The following is a 20,564-nucleotide window of genomic DNA, read 5'->3' as shown; positions in this document are numbered from 1 at the left end:
TGGCGCTATAAGAAGTTGTCGCTTGGCGGCAAGGCCGCACTGAAAACTGTCCTTACAATCCCTGCATCGCCCGCCAGTTCCAGGCGGGCGTTCCTCTTCAGGAGACTCCGATGTCCGTTGAGCAAGCCCCGGTGCAACGTGCCGATTTCGACCAGGTCATGGTGCCCAACTACGCACCTGCCGCATTCATCCCCGTGCGCGGCGCAGGTTCGCGCGTGTGGGACCAGGCGGGTCGCGAGCTGATCGACTTTGCCGGCGGCATCGCGGTCAACGTGTTGGGCCATGCCCACCCGGTACTGGTCGGTGCCTTGACCGAACAGGCCAACAAGCTGTGGCACGTTTCCAACGTCTTCACCAATGAGCCGGCCCTGCGCCTGGCCCACAAGCTGATCGACGCGACCTTTGCCGAGCGCGTGTTCTTCTGCAACTCCGGCGCCGAAGCCAACGAGGCTGCGTTCAAGCTGGCCCGTCGCGTGGCGTTCGACCGCTTCGGCAGCGAAAAATACGAGATCATCGCGGCACTGAACAGCTTCCACGGCCGCACCCTGTTCACCGTCAACGTCGGTGGCCAGTCGAAGTACTCCGACGGTTTCGGGCCTAAGATCACCGGCATCACCCACGTGCCGTTCAACGACCTGGCCGCGCTGAAAGCCGCCGTGTCGGACAAGACCTGCGCCGTGGTGCTGGAACCGATCCAGGGCGAGGGCGGCGTACTGCCGGCCGAGTTGGCCTACCTGCAAGGCGCCCGCGAACTGTGCGACGCCCACGACGCGCTGCTGGTGTTCGACGAAGTGCAGACCGGCATGGGCCGCAGCGGCCACCTGTTCGCCTACCAGCACTACGGTGTAGTGCCGGACATCCTCACCAGCGCCAAGAGCCTGGGCGGCGGTTTCCCGATTGCCGCCATGCTCACCACGGAGGCCCTGGCCAAGCACCTGGTGGTCGGCACCCACGGCACCACCTACGGCGGCAACCCGCTGGCGTGCGCGGTGGCGGGGGCGGTGTTCGATGTGATCAACACGCCTGAAGTGCTGGCCGGCGTCAACGCCAAGCACGACCTGTTCCAGGCCCGCCTGGAACAGATCGGCAAACAATACGGGATCTTCAGCGAAGTGCGTGGCCTGGGCCTGCTGCTCGGTTGCGTGTTGAGCGACGCCTGGAAAGGCAAGGCCAAGGACGTGTTCAACGCGGCCGAGAAAGAAAACCTGATGATCCTGCAAGCCGGCCCCGACGTGGTGCGTTTTGCGCCGAGCCTGGTGGTCGACGATGCGGACATCAATGAAGGCCTGGACCGCTTCGAACGTGCGGTAAAAACGCTGACCCAAGCCTGATAGCTGCACCTTCTGTCGGCCGGACCCAGGTCAAATGTGGGAGGGGGCTTGCCCCCGATAGCAGTCTGTCAGTTGATACATCTGGTGACTGATACACCGCTATCGGGGGCAAGTCGAATCGTCGCACCGCCCCTCCCACATTGGGATATGTGTTGTTCCTGACCTGTCCGGTATTTTTTTTCCTATGAGTTTTTCGAGTTAAGGAGTGACACCATGCTGGTGATGCGCCCCGCGCAAATGGCTGATCTGGGCGAGGTACAGCGTCTGGCTGCGGACAGCCCGATTGGTGTCACCTCCTTGCCGGATGATGTGGAACGCCTGAGCGACAAGATCGCCGCGAGCGAAGCGTCCTTCGCTGCCGAGGTCAGTTTCAACGGTGAAGAAAGCTATTTCTTCGTGCTGGAAGACACCGAGACCGGCAAACTCGCGGGCTGCTCGGCCATCGTCGCCTCGGCCGGCTACTCGGAGCCGTTCTACAGCTTCCGTAACGAGACCTTCGTCCACGCCTCCCGTGAGTTGAAGATCCACAACAAGATCCACGTGCTTTCCCAGTGCCATGACCTCACCGGCAACAGCCTGCTCACCAGCTTCTACGTGGTGCCCGAGCTGGTCGGTTCGCCGTGGTCGGAACTCAATTCCCGTGGCCGCCTGTTGTTCGTTGCCAGCCACCCCGAGCGCTTTGCCGACTCGGTGGTGACCGAAATTGTCGGCTACAGCGACGAGCACGGTGATTCGCCGTTCTGGGACGCCATCGGGCGCAACTTCTTCGACCTCAACTACGCCGCCGCCGAGCGCCTGTGCGGGCTGAAAAGCCGCACGTTCCTCGCCGAGCTGATGCCGCACTACCCGATCTATGTGCCGCTGCTGCCGGATGAAGCCCAGGAAGCGATGGGCCAGGTGCATCCGCGTGCGCAGATCACCTTCGACATCCTCATGCGCGAAGGCTTCGAGACCGATCACTACATCGACATCTTCGACGGCGGCCCGACGCTGCACGCACGGATCTCGGGCATTCGCTCGATCGCCCAGAGCCGCGTGGTGCCAGTGAAGATCGGCGAGCGGGTCAAGGGTGTCGGTCGCCAGTACCTGGTGAGTAACGCGCAGTTGCAGGATTACCGCGCGGTGATGCTGGAACTGGACTACGCGCCCGGCAAACCGGTGACCCTGGACCTGGACGCGGCCGAAGCCCTGGGCGTCGGTGAAGGCGCCAGCGTGCGTTTGGTTGCGGTTTAAAGCAGAGTTTTGCGGGTGGCCTGAACGGGCGGCCCGTCTGAGGAGATAGCATGATCGTTCGTCCTGTACGCAGCAGCGATTTACCAGCCCTGATTGATCTGGCGCGCAGCACCGGCACCGGCCTGACCACCTTGCCGGCCAACGAAGAACGCCTGGCCCACCGGGTTGGCTGGGCGGAAAAAACCTTCCGTGGCGAAGCCGGGCGCGGGGATGCCGACTACCTGTTCGTGCTGGAAAACGACGAAGGCCGCGTGGTGGGCATTTCCGCCATCGCTGGCGCCGTCGGCCTGCGCGAGCCCTGGTACAACTTCCGGGTCGGCCTGACCGTCAGCGCCTCCCAGGAGCTGAATATCTACCGCGAGATCCCGACGCTGTTCCTGGCCAACGACCTCACCGGCAACTCCGAACTGTGCTCGTTGTTCCTGCACGCCGATTACCGCAACGGCCTCAACGGCCGCATGCTGGCCAAGGCGCGCTTGCTGTTTATCGCGGAGTTCCCGCAGCTGTTCGGCAACAAGATCATCGCCGAGATGCGCGGCGTGTCTAACGAAGCCGGGCGCTCGCCGTTCTGGGAAAGCCTGGGCCGGCACTTCTTCAAGATGGAATTCAGCCAGGCCGACTACCTTACCGGCGTGGGCAACAAAGCCTTTATCGCCGAGCTGATGCCGAAATTTCCGCTGTACAGCTGCTTCCTCTCCGAGGATGCGCGCAACGTGATCGGCAAGGTCCACCCGGACACCGAGCCGGCGCTGAGCATGCTCAAGAGCGAAGGGTTCAGCTACCAGGGCTATGTCGACATCTTCGATGCCGGCCCGGCGGTGGAATGCGAGACCAGCAAGATTCGTGCGGTGCGCGACAGTCAGTCGCTGGTGCTCGCCATCGGCACGCCGGGGGACGACGCCACGCCGTTCCTGATCCATAACCGCAAGCGCGAAGAGTGCCGCATCACCGCCGCACCGGCTCGCCTGGCGGCAGGCACGCTGGTGGTCGATCCATTGACCGCCAAACGCCTGCAACTGGTGGTGGGCGATCAAGTGCGTGCCGTACCGTTGTCCGCTGCTCGGGAGTCGAAATAATGAATTCGCTGTATATCGCAGGTAGCTGGCTGGCTGGCCAGGGTGAACTGTTCGAGTCGCGCAACCCGGTGACCCAGCACGTGCTGTGGGCCGGTAAGGGCGCCAGCGCCGAGCAGGTCGAATCCGCCGTGCAGGCCGCGCGCCAGGCGTTTCCGGCGTGGGCCCGGCGTTCGCTGGAAGAGCGCATCGCCGTGCTCGAAGCCTTCGCCACTACCTTGAAAAAACGCGCCGATGAAATCGCCCGCTGCATCGGTGAGGAAACCGGCAAGCCACTGTGGGAATCGGCCACCGAAGTCACCAGCATGGCCAACAAGATCGCGATCTCGGTGCAAAGCTACCGCGAGCGTACCGGCGAGAAGAGCAGCCCGCTGGGCGACGCCACCGCGGTGTTGCGCCACAAGCCCCACGGTGTGGTGGCGGTGTTTGGCCCTTACAACTTCCCCGGTCACCTGCCTAACGGCCATATCGTCCCGGCGTTGCTGGCGGGCAATACCGTGTTGTTCAAGCCAAGCGAGCTGACCCCGAAAGTCGCCGAGTTGACCGTGCAATGCTGGATCGAAGCGGGCCTGCCGGCGGGCGTGTTGAACCTGCTGCAAGGTGCGCGGGAAACCGGGATCGCCCTGGCGGCCAACCCGGGTATCGACGGGTTGTTCTTCACCGGCTCCAGCCGCACCGGCAACCACTTGCACCAGCAGTTCTCCGGGCGTCCGGACAAGATCCTCGCCCTGGAAATGGGCGGCAACAACCCGCTGGTGGTGGATGAAGTGGCCGACGTGGATGCGGCGGTGTACACCATCATTCAATCGGCGTTTATCTCGGCCGGCCAGCGCTGCACCTGTGCCCGTCGCTTGCTGGTGCCCGAAGGCGCCTGGGGCGATGCGTTGCTGGCGCGGCTGGTGGCGGTCAGCGCGACGATTGCCGTCGGCGCGTTCGACCAGCAACCGGCGCCGTTCATGGGCTCGGTGATTTCCCTGGCAGCGGCGAAAGCCTTGATGTACGCCCAGGAACTGCTGTTGGCCAACGGCGCCGTGGCGCTGCTGGAAATGACCCAGCCGCAGGATCAGGCTGCGTTGCTGACGCCGGGCATCATTGACGTCACCGAGGTGAGCGAACGTGCCGACGAAGAGCTGTTCGGCCCGCTGTTGCAGGTGATCCGCTACGCTGATTTCGCAGCGGCGATTGCCGAAGCCAACAACACCCAGTACGGCCTGGCCGCTGGCTTGTTGTCGGATTCCGAAGCGCGTTACCAGCAGTTCTGGCTGGAAAGCCGCGCCGGGATCGTCAACTGGAACAAACAATTGACCGGCGCCGCGAGTACCGCGCCGTTCGGCGGTGTCGGGGCATCGGGCAACCATCGCGCCAGCGCCTATTACGCGGCGGATTATTGTGCGTACCCGGTGGCGTCGCTGGAGACCCCGAGCCTTGTGGTTCCAGCCACACTCACCCCCGGCATTACACTGATCTAAATGTGGGAGGGGGCTTGCCCCGATAGCGGTGGATCAGTCACCTGATTCATCAACTGGCAGACTGCTATCGGGGGCAAGCCCCCTCCCACATTTGGTTGGTGGTGTATTCAAGTCATTAGATGCCTATAAAAACAGATGTTCGTGGAGCCTCGCCGATGAAATCCTATGAAGTCAATTTTGACGGTCTAGTGGGGCCGACCCATAACTACGGCGGTTTGTCCTACGGCAACGTCGCGTCCCAGAGCAACAGCCAGCAGGCTTCCAACCCGAAGGAAGCGGCGTTGCAGGGCCTGCAAAAAATGAAAGCGCTGATGGACATGGGCTTTGTGCAAGGCGTGCTCGCACCGCAGGAACGTCCGGACGTGGCCACCTTGCGCAACCTCGGCTTCAGCGGCAGCGATGCCCAGGTCATCGAGCAAGCGGCCAAGCAGGCCATGCCGCTGCTGGTCGCCAGTTGCTCCGCGTCGAGCATGTGGGTGGCCAACGCCGCCACCGTCAGCCCGAGCGCCGACACGGCGGATGGCCGCGTGCATTTCACCGCCGCCAACCTCAACTGCAAATACCACCGCAGCATCGAACACCCGACTACCAGCCGCGTGCTGGGGGCGATGTTTGCCGATGCGAAACACTTCGCCCACCACGCCGCGTTGCCGGCGGTGGCGCAGTTCGGCGACGAAGGTGCGGCCAACCACACACGTTTCTGCCGTGACTATGGCGAGGCGGGCGTCGAGTTTTTCGTGTTCGGCCGCAGCGCGTTCGACACCCGTTACCCGGCGCCGCAGAAGTACCCGGCGCGCCAGACCCTCGAAGCGTCCCAAGCCGTCGCCCGCCTGCACGGCCTGAACGATGGCGGCGTGGTCTTCGCCCAGCAGAACCCGGCGGTGATCGATGCGGGCGTGTTCCATAACGATGTGATCGCGGTGGGCAATGGCGAAGTGCTGTTCTATCACGAGGACGCGTTCCTCAACACCGAGCAGATGCTTGGCGAGCTGCAGGCCAAGTTGGGCAAGCTGGGCGGTAACTTCCAGTCGGTGTGTGTGCCGCGTGCCCAGGTCAGCGTCGAAGACGCCGTGCGTTCCTACCTGTTCAACAGCCAATTGCTGACCCGCGCCGACGGCTCGATGCTGCTGATCGTGCCGGAAGAGTGCCGCGCTAACACGCGCGTCTGGCAGTATCTGCTGGGCCTCACCGGTGCCGGTGGTTTGATCCGCGAAGTCAAGGTCTTCGACCTCAAGCAAAGCATGCAGAACGGGGGTGGCCCGGCGTGCCTGCGTTTGCGCGTGGGGTTGAACGAAACCGAGCTGGCGGCGGTGAACCCTGGGGTTATCATGACCGCGCCGTTGTATGAGACGCTGACCCAGTGGGTCGACAAGCACTACCGCGACAGCCTGCGCGAAAGCGATCTGGCTGACCCGCAATTGCTGGTTGAGTGCCGGACGGCATTGGATGAACTGACGCAAATCCTTAAACTGGGCGCGGTATATCCTTTTCAGATCAATTAATGCCACACGGCTGAGAGCTATTTATGAGCACCGATACCCTGCAACTGATCCTTGAAGACACCGACGGCACCCAACTGGAAACCTCCTGCACCCGCGTTGCCGTGATCTGGCAGGGCAAGGAAGTCTGGATTCAGCACGACGGCCGTGGCCAACTGCTGATCGGTGTGGATGTGGAAGAAGGCGACGCCGAGTACGCCAACCTGCTGATGCGCCCACTGGCCACCAACCTGATGAGCCTGCAACTCGAAATGGAACCGGCCGAGGTTGAGGGTGACGACGACGATCACGTCCACGGCCCAGGCTGCAACCACTAAGGAAGCTGCTTATGCTCGCCCTCGGCAAACTCCTTGAACTGACGCTCGCCGGTCGTGAACCGGCGCAAAAAATTCAACTGACTGTCGACGGCGTGCAGATGCGCTGGCTCAGCGAAGGCGCGCTCGAAGTGCGCCCGCCGCAAGCGCGGGACAACGGCAGCGACGTGCTGCTGTCGTCCGGCATCCATGGCAACGAAACCGCGCCGATCGAACTGCTCGACCGCCTGTTGCATGGCATCGCCCGTGGGGAGATCAAGCCCCGCACCCGTATTCTGTTCCTGTTCGGCAACCCCGAGGCCATGCGTCGCGGCGAGCGTTTCCTCGAACTGGACGTCAACCGGCTGTTCAACGGTCGTCACGAAAAAAACATCGGCCCTGAAGCCATGCGCGCCGCCGAGCTGGAACAATTGGCTCGCAGCTTCTTCAGCCTGCCTGGCCGTGCGCGCCTGCATTACGACCTGCACACCGCCATTCGCGGCTCGAAGGTCGAGCAGTTTGCGCTCTACCCGTGGAAGGACGGGCGCCAGCATTCACGCCACGAACTGGCCCGCCTGAACGCTGCCGGCATGGAAGCGGTGTTGCTGCAGAACAAGAGTTCGATCACTTTCACCGCGTTTACCTACGAGCAGTTGGAGGCCGAGGCCTTCACCCTGGAACTGGGCAAGGCGCGGCCGTTCGGGCAGAACCAGGGCGTGAATGTTTCCCGCCTGGAGCTGCGCCTCAAGCAGATCATCGAAGGCACCGAGCCTGAGACTGACAGTCTGGAGGGGTTGAAACTGTTCGCCGTGTCGCGGGAAGTCATCAAGCACAGCGATGCTTTCCTGCTGCACTTGCCGGCGGATGTAGAAAACTTTTCGGAATTGGAAAAGGGTTATCTGCTCGCCGAAGACGTCGCCAAGACCCGCTGGGTGATCGAGGAGGAGGGTGCGCGCATCATCTTCCCCAACCCGAAGGTTAAGAATGGCTTGCGGGCAGGGATATTGATCGTGCCGACCACGGACGCGGGCTTGGCATAGGTCTCAAGACGTAACCGGATTCAAATGTGGGAGGGGGCTTGCCCCCGATAGCGGTCTGTCAGTTAAAAAATTTCTGACTGTTACACTGCAATCGGGGGCAAGCCCCCTCCCACATTTTGTTTTGCAGTGTTGCTTAAACCGCTACAGCCCGTGGCTCGCTGCGGCGGATTGCACGCACCTTGTGCAAGGTGTCGGCGCACGTGCGCGCAGCTTCCTGGCCCTTGTGCACGAAATGATCATGGAAAAAGGTGTGGTGCTCGCTGCCCGCGTGGAAGTGGTGCGGGGTCAGGGACACCGAGAACACCGGCACTTCGGTTTCCAGCTGAACCTGCATCAGGCCGCTGACCACCGATTGGGCCACGAACTCGTGACGGTAGATGCCGCCGTCCACCACCAGGGCCGCGGCAACGATGCCGGCGTAACGGCCGGTCTTGGCCAGCAGCTTGGCGTGCAGGGGCATTTCAAAGGCGCCACCGACTTCGAAGAAATCGATGTCCGATTCCTGGTAACCCAGGGCGATCATTTCGCTGAGGAAGCCTTTGCGCGATTGGTCGACAATATCCTTGTGCCAGCAGGCCTGGATAAACGCGACGCGCTCGCCGTGGTGGTTTTTGCTTTTGCTGTCGATTGCGGTGGGTTGCATGTTCTGACTCCTGTTTAAGAAAAAAACAGGGCGTTATGAATCGAATGGGATTTAAGGGTACGACCCGCTGGGTCATGCAAGCATGAACTCCGCGCGCGGCCCTTTGGCGCCAATCCCGTTCTCTCTTCATCCGGACTATGACCGTCGGCCCCGGGATCACACCGGGTCTGCTGACCTTGTCGCCGTCCTGCCGGAGCAGTTCGAGGCGCCAAGCGCTCGCGGGCTATGCACATTGCGCGCAATTACCGCCGGTGGGGAATTGCACCCCGCCCTGAGAACGTTTCCGCCAGAACCCTGGCGGCGGAGAGTTTTTAACATGGTTTTTCAGAAACTGCACGATTGCCGTATCGATAGCCTATATCGGTTTGTTCGATCGATATTCGATTGACGCTGCATGGGACTTGATATTCCGTCGCTTTACCCGCAGTAATCGTCAGTACGAAAAAACGCCCAACCCGTCAGAGGCCAGTTTGATGACCGTGATAGACCTGCGCAGCGACACCGTGACCCAACCCACCCCCGGCATGCTCGATGCGATGGCCTGCGCCGTCAGCGGCGATGACGTGTATGGCGAAGACCCCAGCGTCAACCGCCTGGAGGCCGAACTGGCCAAGCGCCTGGGGTTCGCTGCGGCGTTGTTCGTGCCCACCGGCACCATGAGCAACCTGCTGGCGTTGATGGCCCACTGTGAGCGTGGCGAGGAATACATCGTCGGTCAGCAGGCCCACACTTATAAGTACGAAGGCGGCGGCGCGGCCGTGCTGGGTTCGATCCAGCCGCAACCGTTGGAGGTGCAGGCGGACGGTTGCCTCGATTTGGATCAAGTGCTCGAAGCGATCAAACCCGATGATTTCCACTTCGCCCGCACCCGCCTGCTGGCGTTGGAGAACACCATGCAGGGCAAGGTATTGCCGCTGGAATACCTGGCCAAGGCGCGTGCGTTTACCCGTGAGCATGGGCTGGCCCTGCATCTTGACGGCGCACGGCTCTACAACGCGGCGGTCAAGCTCGACGTGGACGCGCGGGAGATTACCCGGCATTTCGATTCGGTGTCGGTGTGCCTGTCCAAGGGCCTGGGCGCGCCGATTGGTTCGGTGTTGTGCGGTTCCACGGCGTTGATCGCCAAGGCGCGGCGCCTGCGCAAGATGGTCGGCGGCGGTATGCGCCAGGCCGGTTCCCTGGCGGCGGCCGGGCTGTATGCCCTGGACCATCAAGTGCAGCGCCTGGCCGACGACCACGCCAACGCCCAATGGCTGGGGGATGAACTGCGCAAAGCCGGTTATACGGTGGAGCCGGTGCAGACCAACATGGTCTATGTACAGCTCGGCGACCAGGCGCAGGCCTTGAAGGTATTTGCCGCCGAGCGCGGCATCAAGTTGAGCGCTGCGCCGCGTCTGCGCATGGTCACGCACCTGGACGTGAGCCGGGCGCAGATCGAGCACGTGGTGCAGGCATTCGTCGAGTTTTCTCGGAAATGACAGTGCAGACTGTCTAATTGACTGTTTCTATCACATAAACACGCTGTACCACCGGCAAAGGGCCGATATAATGCGGCCCTTTGCCGTCGCTCCGTCTGATGATGTTGCGCACTGGCCTTTGGCCTCAGACTCCGTGGAAGAACCTAATGAAAAGCGCAGAAATCCGTGAAGCCTTCCTTCGCTTCTTCGAAGAGCAAGGTCACACCCGTGTCGCCTCCAGCTCCTTGATCCCAGGCAATGACCCTACCCTGCTGTTCACTAACGCGGGGATGAACCAGTTCAAGGACTGTTTCCTGGGCCAGGAAAAGCGCGCCTACACCCGCGCGGTCAGCAGCCAGAAATGCGTGCGCGCCGGTGGCAAGCACAACGACCTGGAAAACGTCGGCTACACCGCCCGTCACCACACGTTTTTCGAAATGCTCGGCAACTTCAGCTTTGGCGACTATTTCAAGCAAGATGCGATCACCTTCGCCTGGACCTTCCTCACTGGCGTGCTGAAACTGCCGAAGGAAAAGCTCTGGGTCACCGTCTACGCCAGCGATGACGAGGCCTACGACATCTGGACCCAGCAAGTCGGTGTGCCGCCTGAGCGCATGGTGCGTATCGGCGACAACAAGGGCGCGCCTTACGCCTCCGACAACTTCTGGACCATGGGCGATACCGGCCCGTGCGGCCCTTGTACCGAGATTTTCTACGATCACGGCGCCGATATCTGGGGCGGCCCACCGGGTTCGCCAGAAGAAGACGGCGACCGTTACATCGAGATCTGGAACAACGTGTTCATGCAGTTCAACCGCACCGCCGATGGCGTGCTGCATCCGCTGCCGGCGCCGTCGGTGGACACCGGCATGGGCTTGGAGCGGATCAGTGCGGTGATGCAGCACGTTCACTCCAACTACGAAATCGACCTGTTCCAGAGCCTGCTGGCCGCTGCCGCCAAGGCCATCGGTTGCGCCAATGAAGAGCAGGCATCGCTCAAAGTGGTGGCTGACCACATCCGTTCCTGCGGTTTCCTGATTGCCGACGGCGTGCTGCCGTCGAATGAAGGCCGTGGCTACGTGCTGCGCCGTATCATCCGTCGCGCCTGCCGCCACGGTAACAAGCTGGGCGCCAACGGCAGCTTCTTCTACCAGATCGTCGCGGCGCTGGTCGCCGAAATGGGCGAGGCCTTCCCGGAACTCACCCAGAACCAGGCGCACATCGAGCGCGTGCTCAAGGCTGAAGAAGAGCAGTTCGCCAAGACCCTGGAACAGGGTCTGAAGATCCTCGAGCAAGACCTCGCCGGCCTGCAGGGCAGCGTGGTGCCGGGCGACGTGGTGTTCAAACTCTACGATACCTACGGTTTCCCGATGGACCTGACCGGCGACATCGCCCGTGAGCGCAACCTGACCCTCGACGAGGAAGGTTTCGAACGCGAGATGGAAGCCCAGCGTGTACGCGCACGTTCCGCCAGTTCCTTCGGTATGGACTACAACAGCCTGGTCAAGGTTGACGTGGCCACCGAGTTCACCGGCTACAAGGCCACCCACGGTTCGGCCAAAGTGATCGCCCTGTATAAAGACGGCCAGTCGGTCGACGTCCTGAGCGAAGGCGATGACGGCGTGGTGGTCCTGGACCAGACGCCGTTCTACGCCGAATCCGGTGGGCAGATTGGCGACTGTGGTTTCCTCAAGGCTGCTTCCGGTCGTTTTGATGTACGCGATACCACCAAGACCGGCGGTGCGTTCCTGCACCACGGCGTGCTGGCGTCGGGCAGCCTGACCGTCGGTTCGCCGGTGGAAACCCAAGTGGACGCCGACGTGCGCCACGCCACTGCGCTGAACCACTCGGCCACCCACTTGCTGCACGCTGCACTGCGCCAGGTGTTGGGCGAGCACGTCCAGCAGAAGGGTTCGTTGGTCGACAGCCAGCGCCTGCGTTTCGACTTCAGCCACTTCGAAGCGATCAAGCCTGCGCAGATCAAGGCCTTGGAAGATATCGTCAACGCCCAAGTGCGTAAGAACACCCCGGTGGAAACCGAGGAAACCGACATCGAGACCGCCAAGGCCAAAGGCGCCATGGCGCTGTTCGGCGAGAAGTACGGCGACAACGTGCGTGTCCTGAGCATGGGCGGCAACTTCTCGGTGGAACTGTGCGGCGGTATCCACGCCAACCGTACCGGCGACATCGGCCTGCTGAAAATCATCAGCGAAGGCGGTGTTGCGTCCGGTGTGCGTCGTATTGAAGCGGTGACCGGCGCTGCGGCCCTGGCCTACCTCAATGCGGGCGAAGAGCAACTCAAGGAAGCGGCCAGCCTGGTCAAGGGCAGCCGTGACAATCTGATCGACAAGCTGTCCGCCGTGCTGGAGCGCAACCGTGCCCTGGAGAAACAGCTGGAACAGTTGCAAGCCAAGGCGGCCAGCGCGGCAGGTGATGACCTGTCGGCTTCTGCCCAGGACGTCAAGGGCGTGAAAGTCCTGGCGGTACGTCTGGACGGCCAGGACGGCAAGGCGTTGTTGGCCTTGGTCGATCAGTTGAAGAACAAGCTCGGCCGCGCAGTGATCCTGCTCGGCAGTGTCCATGAGGATAAGGTCGTTCTGGTTGCCGGTGTAACCAAAGACCTGACTGGCCAACTCAAGGCCGGTGATTTGATGAAGCAAGCCGCTGCGGCAGTGGGCGGGAAGGGCGGTGGTCGTCCGGACATGGCACAAGGCGGTGGTGTTGATGCCGGTGCCCTGGACGCGGCCCTGGCCCTGACCGTGCCGTTTGTCGAGGCAGGTATTTAAGGCGCTGTGAATGAGCCCGTGGTCTAGTCACGGGCTCGCTCGGTTGCTGGAAGATTGGTTTATTGGGCGCCCCTTTACGGGCTGAGGCGGCTTAGAAATGGCTTTGATCGTACAGAAATTTGGAGGCACCTCGGTCGGCTCTGTCGAAAGAATCGAGCAGGTCGCCGACAAGGTTAAGAAATTCCGCGACGCCGGCGATGACCTGGTGGTGGTGCTGTCGGCCATGAGCGGCGAGACCAATCGCCTGATCGAACTGGCCAAGGCCATCAGCGGCGATCAACAACCGTTGGCGCGTGAGCTGGATGTGATCGTGTCCACCGGCGAGCAGGTGACCATTGGCCTGCTGGCCATGGCGCTGAACAAGCGCGGTGTGCCGGCGGTGTCCTACACTGGCAGTCAGGTGCGTATCCTCACCGACAGCGCGCACACCAAGGCGCGAATCCTGCAAATCGATGATCAGAAGATTCGCGCTGATCTGAAGGCCGGTCGTGTGGTAGTTGTCGCCGGTTTCCAGGGCGTTGACGAGCACGGCAATATCACCACCCTCGGGCGTGGCGGTTCGGACACCACCGGTGTGGCCCTGGCGGCCGCGCTCAAGGCTGACGAATGCCAGATCTATACCGATGTGGACGGCGTCTACACCACTGATCCGCGCGTGGTGTCCGTGGCCCAGCGCCTGGACAAGATCACCTTCGAAGAGATGCTGGAAATGGCCAGCCTCGGTTCCAAGGTGTTGCAGATCCGTGCGGTGGAATTCGCCGGCAAGTACAACGTTCCGCTGCGCGTATTGCACAGCTTCAAGGAGGGTCCGGGCACCCTCATTACTATTGATGAAGAGGAATCCATGGAACAGCCGATCATTTCCGGCATCGCTTTCAACCGCGATGAAGCCAAGCTGACGATCCGTGGCGTGCCAGACACCCCGGGCGTTGCGTTCAAGATCCTCGGCCCGATCAGCGGCGCGAACATTGAAGTCGACATGATCGTGCAGAACGTTTCGCACGATAACACCACCGATTTCACCTTCACCGTTCATCGCAATGAGTACGAAGCGGCCGAACGTATCCTGCAGAACACCGCGAGCGGGATTGGCGCCCGTGAAGTGGTCGGCGATACCAAGATTGCGAAGGTGTCGATCGTGGGTGTGGGCATGCGTTCCCATGCTGGCGTTGCCAGCCGCATGTTCGAGGCTCTCGCCAAGGAAAGCATCAATATCCAGATGATCTCCACGTCGGAAATCAAAGTCTCGGTAGTGATCGAAGAGAAGTACCTGGAACTGGCTGTACGCGCGCTGCATACCGCTTTTGAGCTGGACGCTCCGGCCCGACAGGGCGAGTGACGCAATGCCAGGAAGGCGCGGTTTACCGCGCCTTTCATTTTTTTGTAGGGTGCGTGTGTTTTGCACGGGCTCGACAATACTTAGCCGGTAGGGCTATGGCCGATGAGCCGTAGGTCGAAGGCCTTTTTTTGCAGACTGTTGTTCCTGAACTGAAGTGCGTGAGGTGAAAGGTATGTTGATTCTGACCCGTCGTTGCGCAGAAAGCCTGATTATTGGTGATGGCGAAATCACCGTGACCGTGCTCGGCGTCAAAGGCAATCAAGTGCGTATTGGGGTTAACGCTCCTAAAGAGGTAGCGGTCCATCGCGAGGAAATCTATCTGCGGATCAAGAAAGAGAAGGACGAAGAACCAAGCCTTTAATTTTTATCGTTTTTTATGTTTGCAAACGGGGAAGAACGTGGTTAATATACGCCCCGTGTTGCGGAGAGCTGGCCGAGTGGCCGAAGGCGCTCCCCTGCTAAGGGAGTACACCTCAAAAGGGTGTCGGGGGTTCGAATCCCCCGTTCTCCGCCATTATTTGCTTAGTACGTTGCAATCTGGATTTATCGGTAAGTTGTTGAAATTACTCGAAAAAATCGCTTTACATAGAGATTGAACGGCCTATAATGCGCGGCAACAAATGCACTCGTAGCTCAGCTGGATAGAGTACTCGGCTACGAACCGAGCGGTCACAGGTTCGAATCCTGTCGAGTGCACCATTTAAGAGTCAGTTGCAGTAATGCAGGTGATTTGGTTACAACCAGTTGTGATCTGGTCTAAAAACACAATCTGCACTCGTAGCTCAGCTGGATAGAGTACTCGGCTACGAACCGAGCGGTCACAGGTTCGAATCCTGTCGAGTGCACCATACAAACAAAAAGCCCGCCTAGTGCGGGCTTTTTGCCGTCTTGGGGTTATGTAGGATTTAGCCTTTTTCTCCCACCTCATGTGTTTTCCTTTCGCGCGGCGGCGTCGCAGTTCATAGATGCGGCCAGTCCTCAGCTTTGGCTCGCAAGCGCTTGTTCTTACCAGTTTTTTGACGTTAAAAGCGGCGGGCGGTGTATCATTGCGCCCGTCAGCCCCGCCGGGGCTTGTGGAATACCTCCATGGACTTACCCAGTAGTTACTCAGTACCCCGTTTTACCAATCATGAATTGACTGATTGATCCTTCCGGCGTGCCCCGCTGCTGGGAGTGGAGTTCGCCTATGACCGAAGTAGAAGTAAAAAAAACACAAGAAAGCCTGCAGGATCGTCTGGCTCAAGTTATCGAGCTGCTGCAGCGCCAGCGTTTGGTCGAAGACCTCACGCACCGCCAGGAAGGTCCGCACCACGACCGCGTCGAAAACCTGGTTCATCGGCAAAACCTCGTCGAGTTGCAACGCAAGCTCGATGACCTGCACTCCGCCGACGTCGCTTATATCCTTGAAGCCTTGCCGCTGGATGATCGACTGACCCTCTGGCAGTTGGTCAAGGCCGACCGCGACGGCGACATCCTGCTCGAAGTATCCGACTCCGTCCGTGAAACCCTGATCGCCGACATGGATGATCACGAGCTCCTGGCTGCGGCCCGGGAGATGGATGCCGACGAACTGGCTGACCTGGCCCCCGAGCTGCCCCGTGATGTTGTCCATGAGCTGATGGAAACCCTCGATGGCCAGCAGCGTGAGCGTGTGCGCTCCGCGCTGTCGTATGACGAGGACCAGGTCGGCGCGCTGATGGACTTCGAGATGGTCACCATCCGCGAAGACGTCAGCCTGGAAGTGGTACTGCGTTACCTGCGTCGCCTGAAAGAGCTGCCAGGGCATACCGACAAATTGTTCGTGGTCGACTACGAAGGGATTCTCAAGGGCGTGTTGCCGATCACGCGCCTGCTGGTCAACGACCCCGAGAAGAAGGTTGTGGACGTGATGGCCAACGATCCGGTGAGTTTCCACCCGGATGAAGACGCCTACGATGCCGCCCAGGCATTTGAGCGTTACGACTTGATCTCGGCCCCGGTGGTCGACAAGAACGGCAAGTTGATCGGTCGTCTGACCATCGATGAAATGGTCGACCTGATCCGTGAAGAAAGTGAAACCGAAGTCCTCAACATGGCGGGTCTGCGTGAAGAGGAAGATATTTTTGCGTCGGTCTGGCGCTCCCTGCGTAACCGCTGGGCGTGGTTGGCCGTAAACCTGATCACCGCGTTTATCGCTTCGCGGGTGATCGGGCTGTTCGAAGGCTCGATCGAGAAGCTGGTGGCGCTGGCGGCGTTGATGCCAATTGTCGCCGGGATCGGCGGTAACTCCGGCAACCAGACCATTACCATGATCGTGCGCGCCATGGCGCTCGACCAGGTCAATACCGGCAACACCTCGCGCCTGATGCGCAAGGAGTTGGCGGTGGGGCTGATCAATGGCGTGGTGTGGGGCGGGGTGATCGGGATCGTGGCCTACTTACTGTACGGCAGCTGGTCGCTGGGGGTGGTCATGACCGCCGCCATGACGCTTAACCTGCTGTTGGCGGCCTTGATGGGGGTGCTGATCCCCATGACCCTGGCGCGCCTCGGGCGCGACCCGGCCATGGGTGCCAGTGTGATGATTACCGCCATGACCGACAGTGGCGGCTTCTTCATCTTCCTTGGCCTGGCGACGATCTTCCTGCTCTGACCCCTCGCGGCGGGGGCAACCCAGCCCCCGCCCAGTATTGCCTTCCCGAATTGCGCGCAAAAAAAAGCCAGCACGTGGCTGGCTTCGGCTTTCAGGGGCAGATCAATTGGCTTCTGCGGCCGCCTCAACGTCATGTGCAATAAGCGAAACGAGGGCATTTTGCTGGCGGTGGGAGAGCTGACGAAAACGCTGCAGCAGTTCGCGTTCGTGCAGTGACAGCTCAGGGCTGTCCAGGCGCATGCTTAACTCTTCACCCAACGCGCCTTCCTGAATGAGGCTCTGCTCAAGGCGCGCGATGATTTCGGAGTTCATGCTGCGGTGATGATTGCGAGCCACCTCGGCAATGCGTTCCCGCATTCCGTCTGGCAGACGTACGACGAACTTGTCAGCCGTGCGGCTGGAATAAATTGCCTGTTTCAATGGGCGCATATATTTAACCGGTTAGTTCAGGGGAGCGGTTATGGGAATTGGCCGCAAGATGAGTGTTAAGACAAGGCTCACGACCAAAGTTCAACCTGAATTGCAAAGAGGCCGCATCATGCCTCAATTTTGCCGGTTCCTTGGCGTCAATTCTGTGACAAATATTGAACTGCCTAAAGGCTTTATGCCAGTACTGATTTGCATTTTTGCGGACTGGTTGGAAAACTTTTTTGCGGGCGATCGCCACAGTCCATCATCCCGCAAGCCATTGCTGCTAAAGGCGTTGGGGTGCATATCGTATCGCAATATGGCCTTTTGCCCTTGTTTTTAAGACTAGTGGCAATTTGCCGATTTACTAGCGCGAGGCGACATAAGGTCGGTGCAGGGCTACGGAGAATCAGCGCAACACGGGGTCGAATTTGATTCGGCGGCCGACGATAAGCGTCAACAACAGGAGGCTGCCGAAGACGGCGCTGGCGATGAGGGTGGTGGCGTGAGCGTCGTGGGACGAGGTAGACATACCCAGCACGGCAGTCACGACGGTCAGGCACAAAAACAGCCAGGCGAATTTGGACATGGAAGGCTTCCTCAGAAAACCCAGTGTTCAGTGGCGGGCGCGGGCTGAGTGCTTTGGGTAAGGCGCACAGGTGATTGCGGGTTGGCCGTCATCACCGCCAATTGCGGGCGTTGTTGCAGATGATGCGGCACGGGCTGGCGGATTTGCGCGGTGTCATCGCTGGAGCTCGACTGAAAATGAAACATCACCAGTGCGGCCAGGGCTACGGTATTGAGGGCTAACAGAAGGGTGCTGTTCATCGTCATCTTCTCCGCAGCGGGTTCAGCCGAATGGTTTTGTGGGAGAATTATTGCAGATGCCGTGCCAATGTTTTATTTCAATAAAATCAATGGCTTGAGTTTAATCTAAAGGTCGGTTGGGTTGCAATTTGCAATGCTGGCATTTTGGCGTAATGCATTTTGCACGATAGCCTCAGGTGCCCGGATTTGCGGGGCGAAACCGTGATCAGTGGCGCAAGTATTGGCTTACACTCAAAAAGCCTACGGACGACATGACAAAAACCACCTTGGCCGTTAACATGCACGCCGTCCGTCGCAGTGCCCTTAGCCTGATGACTGTCATTTGTCCCAGTAGCTCAATTGGATAGAGCATCCCCCTCCTAAGGGGAAGGTTGGCCGTTCGAACCGGCCCTGGGACACCATATTATTCAAGGCTTACAGCGTTTTCTCAGTCTGCTCTCTTAACTCTGTGGGTGCAGGGTGGGTGCAAACGAGTTTGTGATTGCGAGAAAAAGCCCCTTTCAGATGGCCAATATTTGAAGGGGGCTTTTTTGTTCTTGCCGAGTAGGACCTTAGCGAAGCTGTAGTCGAGGGTATGCGGTTTTTACCGCGGAGAGATGCTCTTCATCAATATTCGCTTCTAGCTCGTCTAGCCATGCAAGGAATTCGTCTAGGTTGTTCGCGCTGAAGACCTTTGTGCCATATCGCTCCTCGAGACCGACTGTCGGCTGCTTCACTAGCTCGGCCATTGCATTGTCCATAAAGAAGGCATCGCAGTAGGGGGCGTAGGTTGAAATATGCTTGATGTCATAAAAAACACCGCTAAGTCGTTTCAGTGCTGACGTTCGATTTGCGTAGGCTCCCCGCTTAACCATGCTTTTTAAGGTCGCAAACATTTTGACTGATAGGTCAATTGTCGGAACGCGAGCAAAGTGCTCAGATGCGAAGAAACTCCGACATATGCTTATGCGGTCCCAGAAAGGTATTTCATCGGAGAGGAAATTCATCATCCCCTCTACTACGGAAGAGGTTGCGGGCGCATCCATCATCGCCGCGTAATCCCCGTTGGCTAGTCGCCGTACAAAATCGAGATATGAGTCGATGTAAGGTTTGCCCGCGTCACTCAATTCAAGATCGAGATTCTGTTCGAACGAATTTTCCGACGCCTGCCATCCATCGAACGCGTCTACAAGTAGCGTGACTGCAACACCCTTCAGTCTTCTGATTTCATCGATGTCGCCGCTGTATTTGCCGACGTCGAGATAAAAGTAATCGTCCCAAGCATCGATATCTCCTTGAATAGCATCATTTTGCCTTAGCACAAATCCTGAAGGCTCTTCTTTCAGGAACGCGGAGAATGCGGTATAGATCTGCGTGGATTCAACGTCTGACGCATGGTTAAATTCTGAGCCTCGAGCGGATTTTTTGATAAAGCTCATCAAGCTTTCATGTTCCCTCCATTGATGAGCCTCCTCGACATGGACGCTTGAGTACGGCGCTATTAGCAATTGCAGGGAACAAACCTGGGTTACTCGCTCGACAGCCTTGACGAATCGCTCATCGCCTCCTCGCAGTGCTCCGGATAAAATGAACTGATCTAGATAAAGAACCTTTTTTCTTACGGGCGGAAGGTAGACCTCTGTAGTGAATCTGCATTTTTTGCAGCCTCGCATGAGGTAGCGTCCCTGCGGGATCATCACGTTCCCAAAAGAGTTCTTTTCGCCGCAGCCCGGGCAATCCCCGACAACGTGAGTAACTATAGCCATCTTGGCCTCCAGCCAAAGTTATGCAGAAGTGACGCTTATCGCATGATCTCTAATTCTCAGAACTGTCGTCGTTGAGCAACTGGCGTGCCGAGCAGTTGCGCGTATACCTAGGCCGGCGGCGAGCAGTTCAGACACGCGCCTATGCAGATCTGCATCAATGGGGCGCCCTTGGTACTTACCTGCCGCTTTCGCCTTCTCTATACCCTGTGCCTGGCGCTTCCGGCGTTGCTCGTAATCCTTGCGGGCAATTGCCGCCATCATCTCCACCAGCATTGAGTTAATAGCCCCCAGCATCCGTCCGGTGAACTCGTCCTCTTTGGTGTCCTGCATTCCCTGGTGACTGGTCGGCAGGTCGAGCGCGACGATCCGCAGGCCCTTGGAGTCGATAGCGGCCTTGAGCTTTTGCCAGTCTTCTACTGGGAGACGGGAGAGGCGGTCTATAGATTCCACCAGCAGAACGTCACCCTTGCGGGCATCTTTCAGCAGGCGCGCCAGCTCCGGCCGGTCGGCGGTGGCGCCGCTGGCGTTCTCCAGGTACACGCTGGCGATGACCTTGTTATGGTCGCTGGCGAACTGCTCGAGCGAGGCGCGGGCGCGACCGGCGTCTTGCTCTTCGGTGGATGCTCTGAGGTATGCGCGGATGAACATGATGGGTGCCTGTATCAGTTAGGGCGTTCTACTAATACTGTTGCACTTTAGGTGTTACTTATCAAGCGGGAAGCCCGAAAAAGGCAAAATAAGCCTGTATCTGGATAGGCATACCCTCAAGCTGTACCGGATTCGAGCGCTTC

The 20,564-nt window shown here is 59.6% G+C and carries 19 protein-coding genes, 4 tRNA genes and 1 riboswitch; of the genes, 17 read left to right on the top strand and 6 right to left on the bottom strand.

Annotation, left to right across the window (positions count from 1 at the left end; translation table 11 throughout):
- Positions 1-110 precede the first annotated feature (110 nt).
- The 7 genes from P3S72_RS23680 (at position 111) to astE (ending at position 7,938) form a co-directional block, all read left to right on the top strand.
- Complete coding sequence (locus P3S72_RS23680) at positions 111-1,331, top strand: aspartate aminotransferase family protein (RefSeq protein WP_276194502.1); 1,221 nt, start codon at positions 111-113, stop codon at positions 1,329-1,331.
- A gap of 213 nt (positions 1,332-1,544) precedes the next feature.
- A complete protein-coding gene (aruF, locus tag P3S72_RS23675; RefSeq protein WP_276194501.1) occupies positions 1,545-2,564 on the top strand; it encodes an arginine/ornithine succinyltransferase subunit alpha in 1,020 nt (339 codons plus the stop codon).
- Positions 2,565-2,614: 50 nt separating this feature from the next.
- Complete coding sequence (gene astA / locus P3S72_RS23670) at positions 2,615-3,640, top strand: arginine N-succinyltransferase (RefSeq protein ID WP_276194500.1); 1,026 nt, start codon at positions 2,615-2,617, stop codon at positions 3,638-3,640.
- Positions 3,637-5,106 (top strand): succinylglutamate-semialdehyde dehydrogenase, encoded by a 1,470-nt coding sequence (astD, locus tag P3S72_RS23665; protein ID WP_276197984.1) that lies wholly within the window; start codon positions 3,637-3,639, stop codon positions 5,104-5,106. The genes astA and astD overlap by 4 nt, the downstream gene beginning before the upstream one ends.
- A gap of 155 nt (positions 5,107-5,261) precedes the next feature.
- Positions 5,262-6,608, top strand: a complete 1,347-nt coding sequence (gene astB / locus P3S72_RS23660) for an N-succinylarginine dihydrolase (RefSeq protein ID WP_276194499.1) — start codon at positions 5,262-5,264, stop codon at positions 6,606-6,608.
- Between the two features lie 23 nt (positions 6,609-6,631).
- Positions 6,632-6,922, top strand: coding sequence for a topoisomerase II (locus P3S72_RS23655; protein WP_247395951.1), 291 nt, complete (start codon positions 6,632-6,634; stop codon positions 6,920-6,922).
- An 11-nt stretch (positions 6,923-6,933) separates the two neighbouring features.
- Complete coding sequence (gene astE, locus P3S72_RS23650) at positions 6,934-7,938, top strand: succinylglutamate desuccinylase (RefSeq protein WP_276194498.1); 1,005 nt, start codon at positions 6,934-6,936, stop codon at positions 7,936-7,938.
- 133 nt (positions 7,939-8,071) lie between these two features.
- Here astE and P3S72_RS23645 read toward each other — a convergent pair whose 3' ends face one another.
- The gene (locus P3S72_RS23645; protein ID WP_276194497.1) at positions 8,072-8,581 is read right to left on the bottom strand and encodes a 6,7-dimethyl-8-ribityllumazine synthase; all 510 of its coding nucleotides are present in this window, start codon (positions 8,579-8,581) and stop codon (positions 8,072-8,074) included.
- Between the two features lie 113 nt (positions 8,582-8,694).
- Positions 8,695-8,864: riboswitch (FMN riboswitch) on the bottom strand.
- Positions 8,865-9,054: 190 nt separating this feature from the next.
- Here P3S72_RS23645 and ltaE point away from each other — a divergent pair.
- From ltaE to mgtE, 8 genes are all read left to right on the top strand, one after another.
- On the top strand, positions 9,055-10,059 hold the full coding sequence (gene ltaE / locus P3S72_RS23640; protein WP_247395946.1) for a low-specificity L-threonine aldolase: 1,005 nt from the start codon (positions 9,055-9,057) through the stop codon (positions 10,057-10,059).
- A 146-nt stretch (positions 10,060-10,205) separates the two neighbouring features.
- Complete coding sequence (gene alaS / locus P3S72_RS23635) at positions 10,206-12,824, top strand: alanine--tRNA ligase (protein ID WP_276194496.1); 2,619 nt, start codon at positions 10,206-10,208, stop codon at positions 12,822-12,824.
- A 97-nt stretch (positions 12,825-12,921) separates the two neighbouring features.
- Positions 12,922-14,163, top strand: a complete 1,242-nt coding sequence (locus P3S72_RS23630; RefSeq protein ID WP_253398261.1) for an aspartate kinase — start codon at positions 12,922-12,924, stop codon at positions 14,161-14,163.
- A 172-nt stretch (positions 14,164-14,335) separates the two neighbouring features.
- Complete coding sequence (csrA, locus tag P3S72_RS23625) at positions 14,336-14,524, top strand: carbon storage regulator CsrA (RefSeq protein ID WP_003175645.1); 189 nt, start codon at positions 14,336-14,338, stop codon at positions 14,522-14,524.
- A 62-nt stretch (positions 14,525-14,586) separates the two neighbouring features.
- A tRNA-Ser gene (locus P3S72_RS23620) sits at positions 14,587-14,677 on the top strand.
- 108 nt (positions 14,678-14,785) lie between these two features.
- Positions 14,786-14,862: transfer RNA gene (locus P3S72_RS23615), tRNA-Arg, on the top strand.
- Positions 14,863-14,934: 72 nt separating this feature from the next.
- Positions 14,935-15,011 (top strand) — tRNA-Arg (locus P3S72_RS23610).
- 338 nt (positions 15,012-15,349) lie between these two features.
- Positions 15,350-16,792, top strand: a complete 1,443-nt coding sequence (gene mgtE, locus P3S72_RS23605) for a magnesium transporter (protein WP_276194493.1) — start codon at positions 15,350-15,352, stop codon at positions 16,790-16,792.
- 102 nt (positions 16,793-16,894) lie between these two features.
- On the opposite strand, the gene P3S72_RS23600 is transcribed toward mgtE, so the two are convergent.
- Complete coding sequence (locus P3S72_RS23600; protein WP_003193592.1) at positions 16,895-17,221, bottom strand: Arc family DNA-binding protein; 327 nt, start codon at positions 17,219-17,221, stop codon at positions 16,895-16,897.
- A 31-nt stretch (positions 17,222-17,252) separates the two neighbouring features.
- On the opposite strand from P3S72_RS23600, the gene P3S72_RS23595 reads away from it, so the two are divergent.
- Positions 17,253-17,543: a hypothetical protein gene (locus P3S72_RS23595; protein WP_276194489.1), complete on the top strand. Its 291-nt coding sequence runs from the start codon at positions 17,253-17,255 to the stop codon at positions 17,541-17,543.
- Between the two features lie 66 nt (positions 17,544-17,609).
- Here P3S72_RS23595 and P3S72_RS23590 read toward each other — a convergent pair whose 3' ends face one another.
- Positions 17,610-17,789: a PA3371 family protein gene (locus P3S72_RS23590; protein WP_276194488.1), complete on the bottom strand. Its 180-nt coding sequence runs from the start codon at positions 17,787-17,789 to the stop codon at positions 17,610-17,612.
- 11 nt (positions 17,790-17,800) lie between these two features.
- The gene (locus P3S72_RS23585) at positions 17,801-18,028 is read right to left on the bottom strand and encodes a hypothetical protein (protein WP_276194486.1); all 228 of its coding nucleotides are present in this window, start codon (positions 18,026-18,028) and stop codon (positions 17,801-17,803) included.
- A 324-nt stretch (positions 18,029-18,352) separates the two neighbouring features.
- Here P3S72_RS23585 and P3S72_RS23580 point away from each other — a divergent pair.
- Positions 18,353-18,429 (top strand) — tRNA-Arg (locus tag P3S72_RS23580).
- Positions 18,430-18,579: 150 nt separating this feature from the next.
- Here the strand turns inward: P3S72_RS23580 and P3S72_RS23575 are convergent.
- Together P3S72_RS23575 and P3S72_RS23570 are read right to left on the bottom strand one after the other, a co-directional pair.
- Positions 18,580-19,773 (bottom strand): hypothetical protein, encoded by a 1,194-nt coding sequence (locus tag P3S72_RS23575; RefSeq protein ID WP_276194484.1) that lies wholly within the window; start codon positions 19,771-19,773, stop codon positions 18,580-18,582.
- A gap of 18 nt (positions 19,774-19,791) precedes the next feature.
- Positions 19,792-20,421, bottom strand: coding sequence for a recombinase family protein (locus P3S72_RS23570; protein WP_276194482.1), 630 nt, complete (start codon positions 20,419-20,421; stop codon positions 19,792-19,794).
- Between the last annotated feature and the right edge of the window lie 143 nt (positions 20,422-20,564).

The organism is Pseudomonas sp. D3 (genome assembly GCF_029320995.1).
Lineage (GTDB): Bacteria > Pseudomonadota > Gammaproteobacteria > Pseudomonadales > Pseudomonadaceae > Aquipseudomonas > Aquipseudomonas paraveronii.
This window is presented reverse-complemented; position numbering and strand designations above follow the sequence as displayed.

What these genes read in the sequence shown, in the direction of transcription:
- P3S72_RS23600 (WP_003193592.1), bottom strand. Translation starts at nt 17,221, where the DNA reads ATGCGCCCATTGAAACAGGCAATTTATTCCAGCCGCACGGCTGACAAG.
- mgtE (WP_276194493.1), top strand. Translation starts at nt 15,350, where the DNA reads ATGACCGAAGTAGAAGTAAAAAAAACACAAGAAAGCCTGCAGGATCGT.
- ltaE (WP_247395946.1), top strand. Translation starts at nt 9,055, where the DNA reads ATGACCGTGATAGACCTGCGCAGCGACACCGTGACCCAACCCACCCCC.
- P3S72_RS23590 (WP_276194488.1), bottom strand. Translation starts at nt 17,789, where the DNA reads ATGTCCAAATTCGCCTGGCTGTTTTTGTGCCTGACCGTCGTGACTGCC.
- P3S72_RS23655 (WP_247395951.1), top strand. Translation starts at nt 6,632, where the DNA reads ATGAGCACCGATACCCTGCAACTGATCCTTGAAGACACCGACGGCACC.
- P3S72_RS23680 (WP_276194502.1), top strand. Translation starts at nt 111, where the DNA reads ATGTCCGTTGAGCAAGCCCCGGTGCAACGTGCCGATTTCGACCAGGTC.
- astB (WP_276194499.1), top strand. Translation starts at nt 5,262, where the DNA reads ATGAAATCCTATGAAGTCAATTTTGACGGTCTAGTGGGGCCGACCCAT.
- alaS (WP_276194496.1), top strand. Translation starts at nt 10,206, where the DNA reads ATGAAAAGCGCAGAAATCCGTGAAGCCTTCCTTCGCTTCTTCGAAGAG.
- P3S72_RS23585 (WP_276194486.1), bottom strand. Translation starts at nt 18,028, where the DNA reads ATGAACAGCACCCTTCTGTTAGCCCTCAATACCGTAGCCCTGGCCGCA.
- csrA (WP_003175645.1), top strand. Translation starts at nt 14,336, where the DNA reads ATGTTGATTCTGACCCGTCGTTGCGCAGAAAGCCTGATTATTGGTGAT.
- P3S72_RS23630 (WP_253398261.1), top strand. Translation starts at nt 12,922, where the DNA reads ATGGCTTTGATCGTACAGAAATTTGGAGGCACCTCGGTCGGCTCTGTC.
- astE (WP_276194498.1), top strand. Translation starts at nt 6,934, where the DNA reads ATGCTCGCCCTCGGCAAACTCCTTGAACTGACGCTCGCCGGTCGTGAA.
- astA (WP_276194500.1), top strand. Translation starts at nt 2,615, where the DNA reads ATGATCGTTCGTCCTGTACGCAGCAGCGATTTACCAGCCCTGATTGAT.
- aruF (WP_276194501.1), top strand. Translation starts at nt 1,545, where the DNA reads ATGCTGGTGATGCGCCCCGCGCAAATGGCTGATCTGGGCGAGGTACAG.
- P3S72_RS23595 (WP_276194489.1), top strand. Translation starts at nt 17,253, where the DNA reads ATGGGAATTGGCCGCAAGATGAGTGTTAAGACAAGGCTCACGACCAAA.
- P3S72_RS23575 (WP_276194484.1), bottom strand. Translation starts at nt 19,773, where the DNA reads ATGGCTATAGTTACTCACGTTGTCGGGGATTGCCCGGGCTGCGGCGAA.
- P3S72_RS23645 (WP_276194497.1), bottom strand. Translation starts at nt 8,581, where the DNA reads ATGCAACCCACCGCAATCGACAGCAAAAGCAAAAACCACCACGGCGAG.
- P3S72_RS23570 (WP_276194482.1), bottom strand. Translation starts at nt 20,421, where the DNA reads ATGTTCATCCGCGCATACCTCAGAGCATCCACCGAAGAGCAAGACGCC.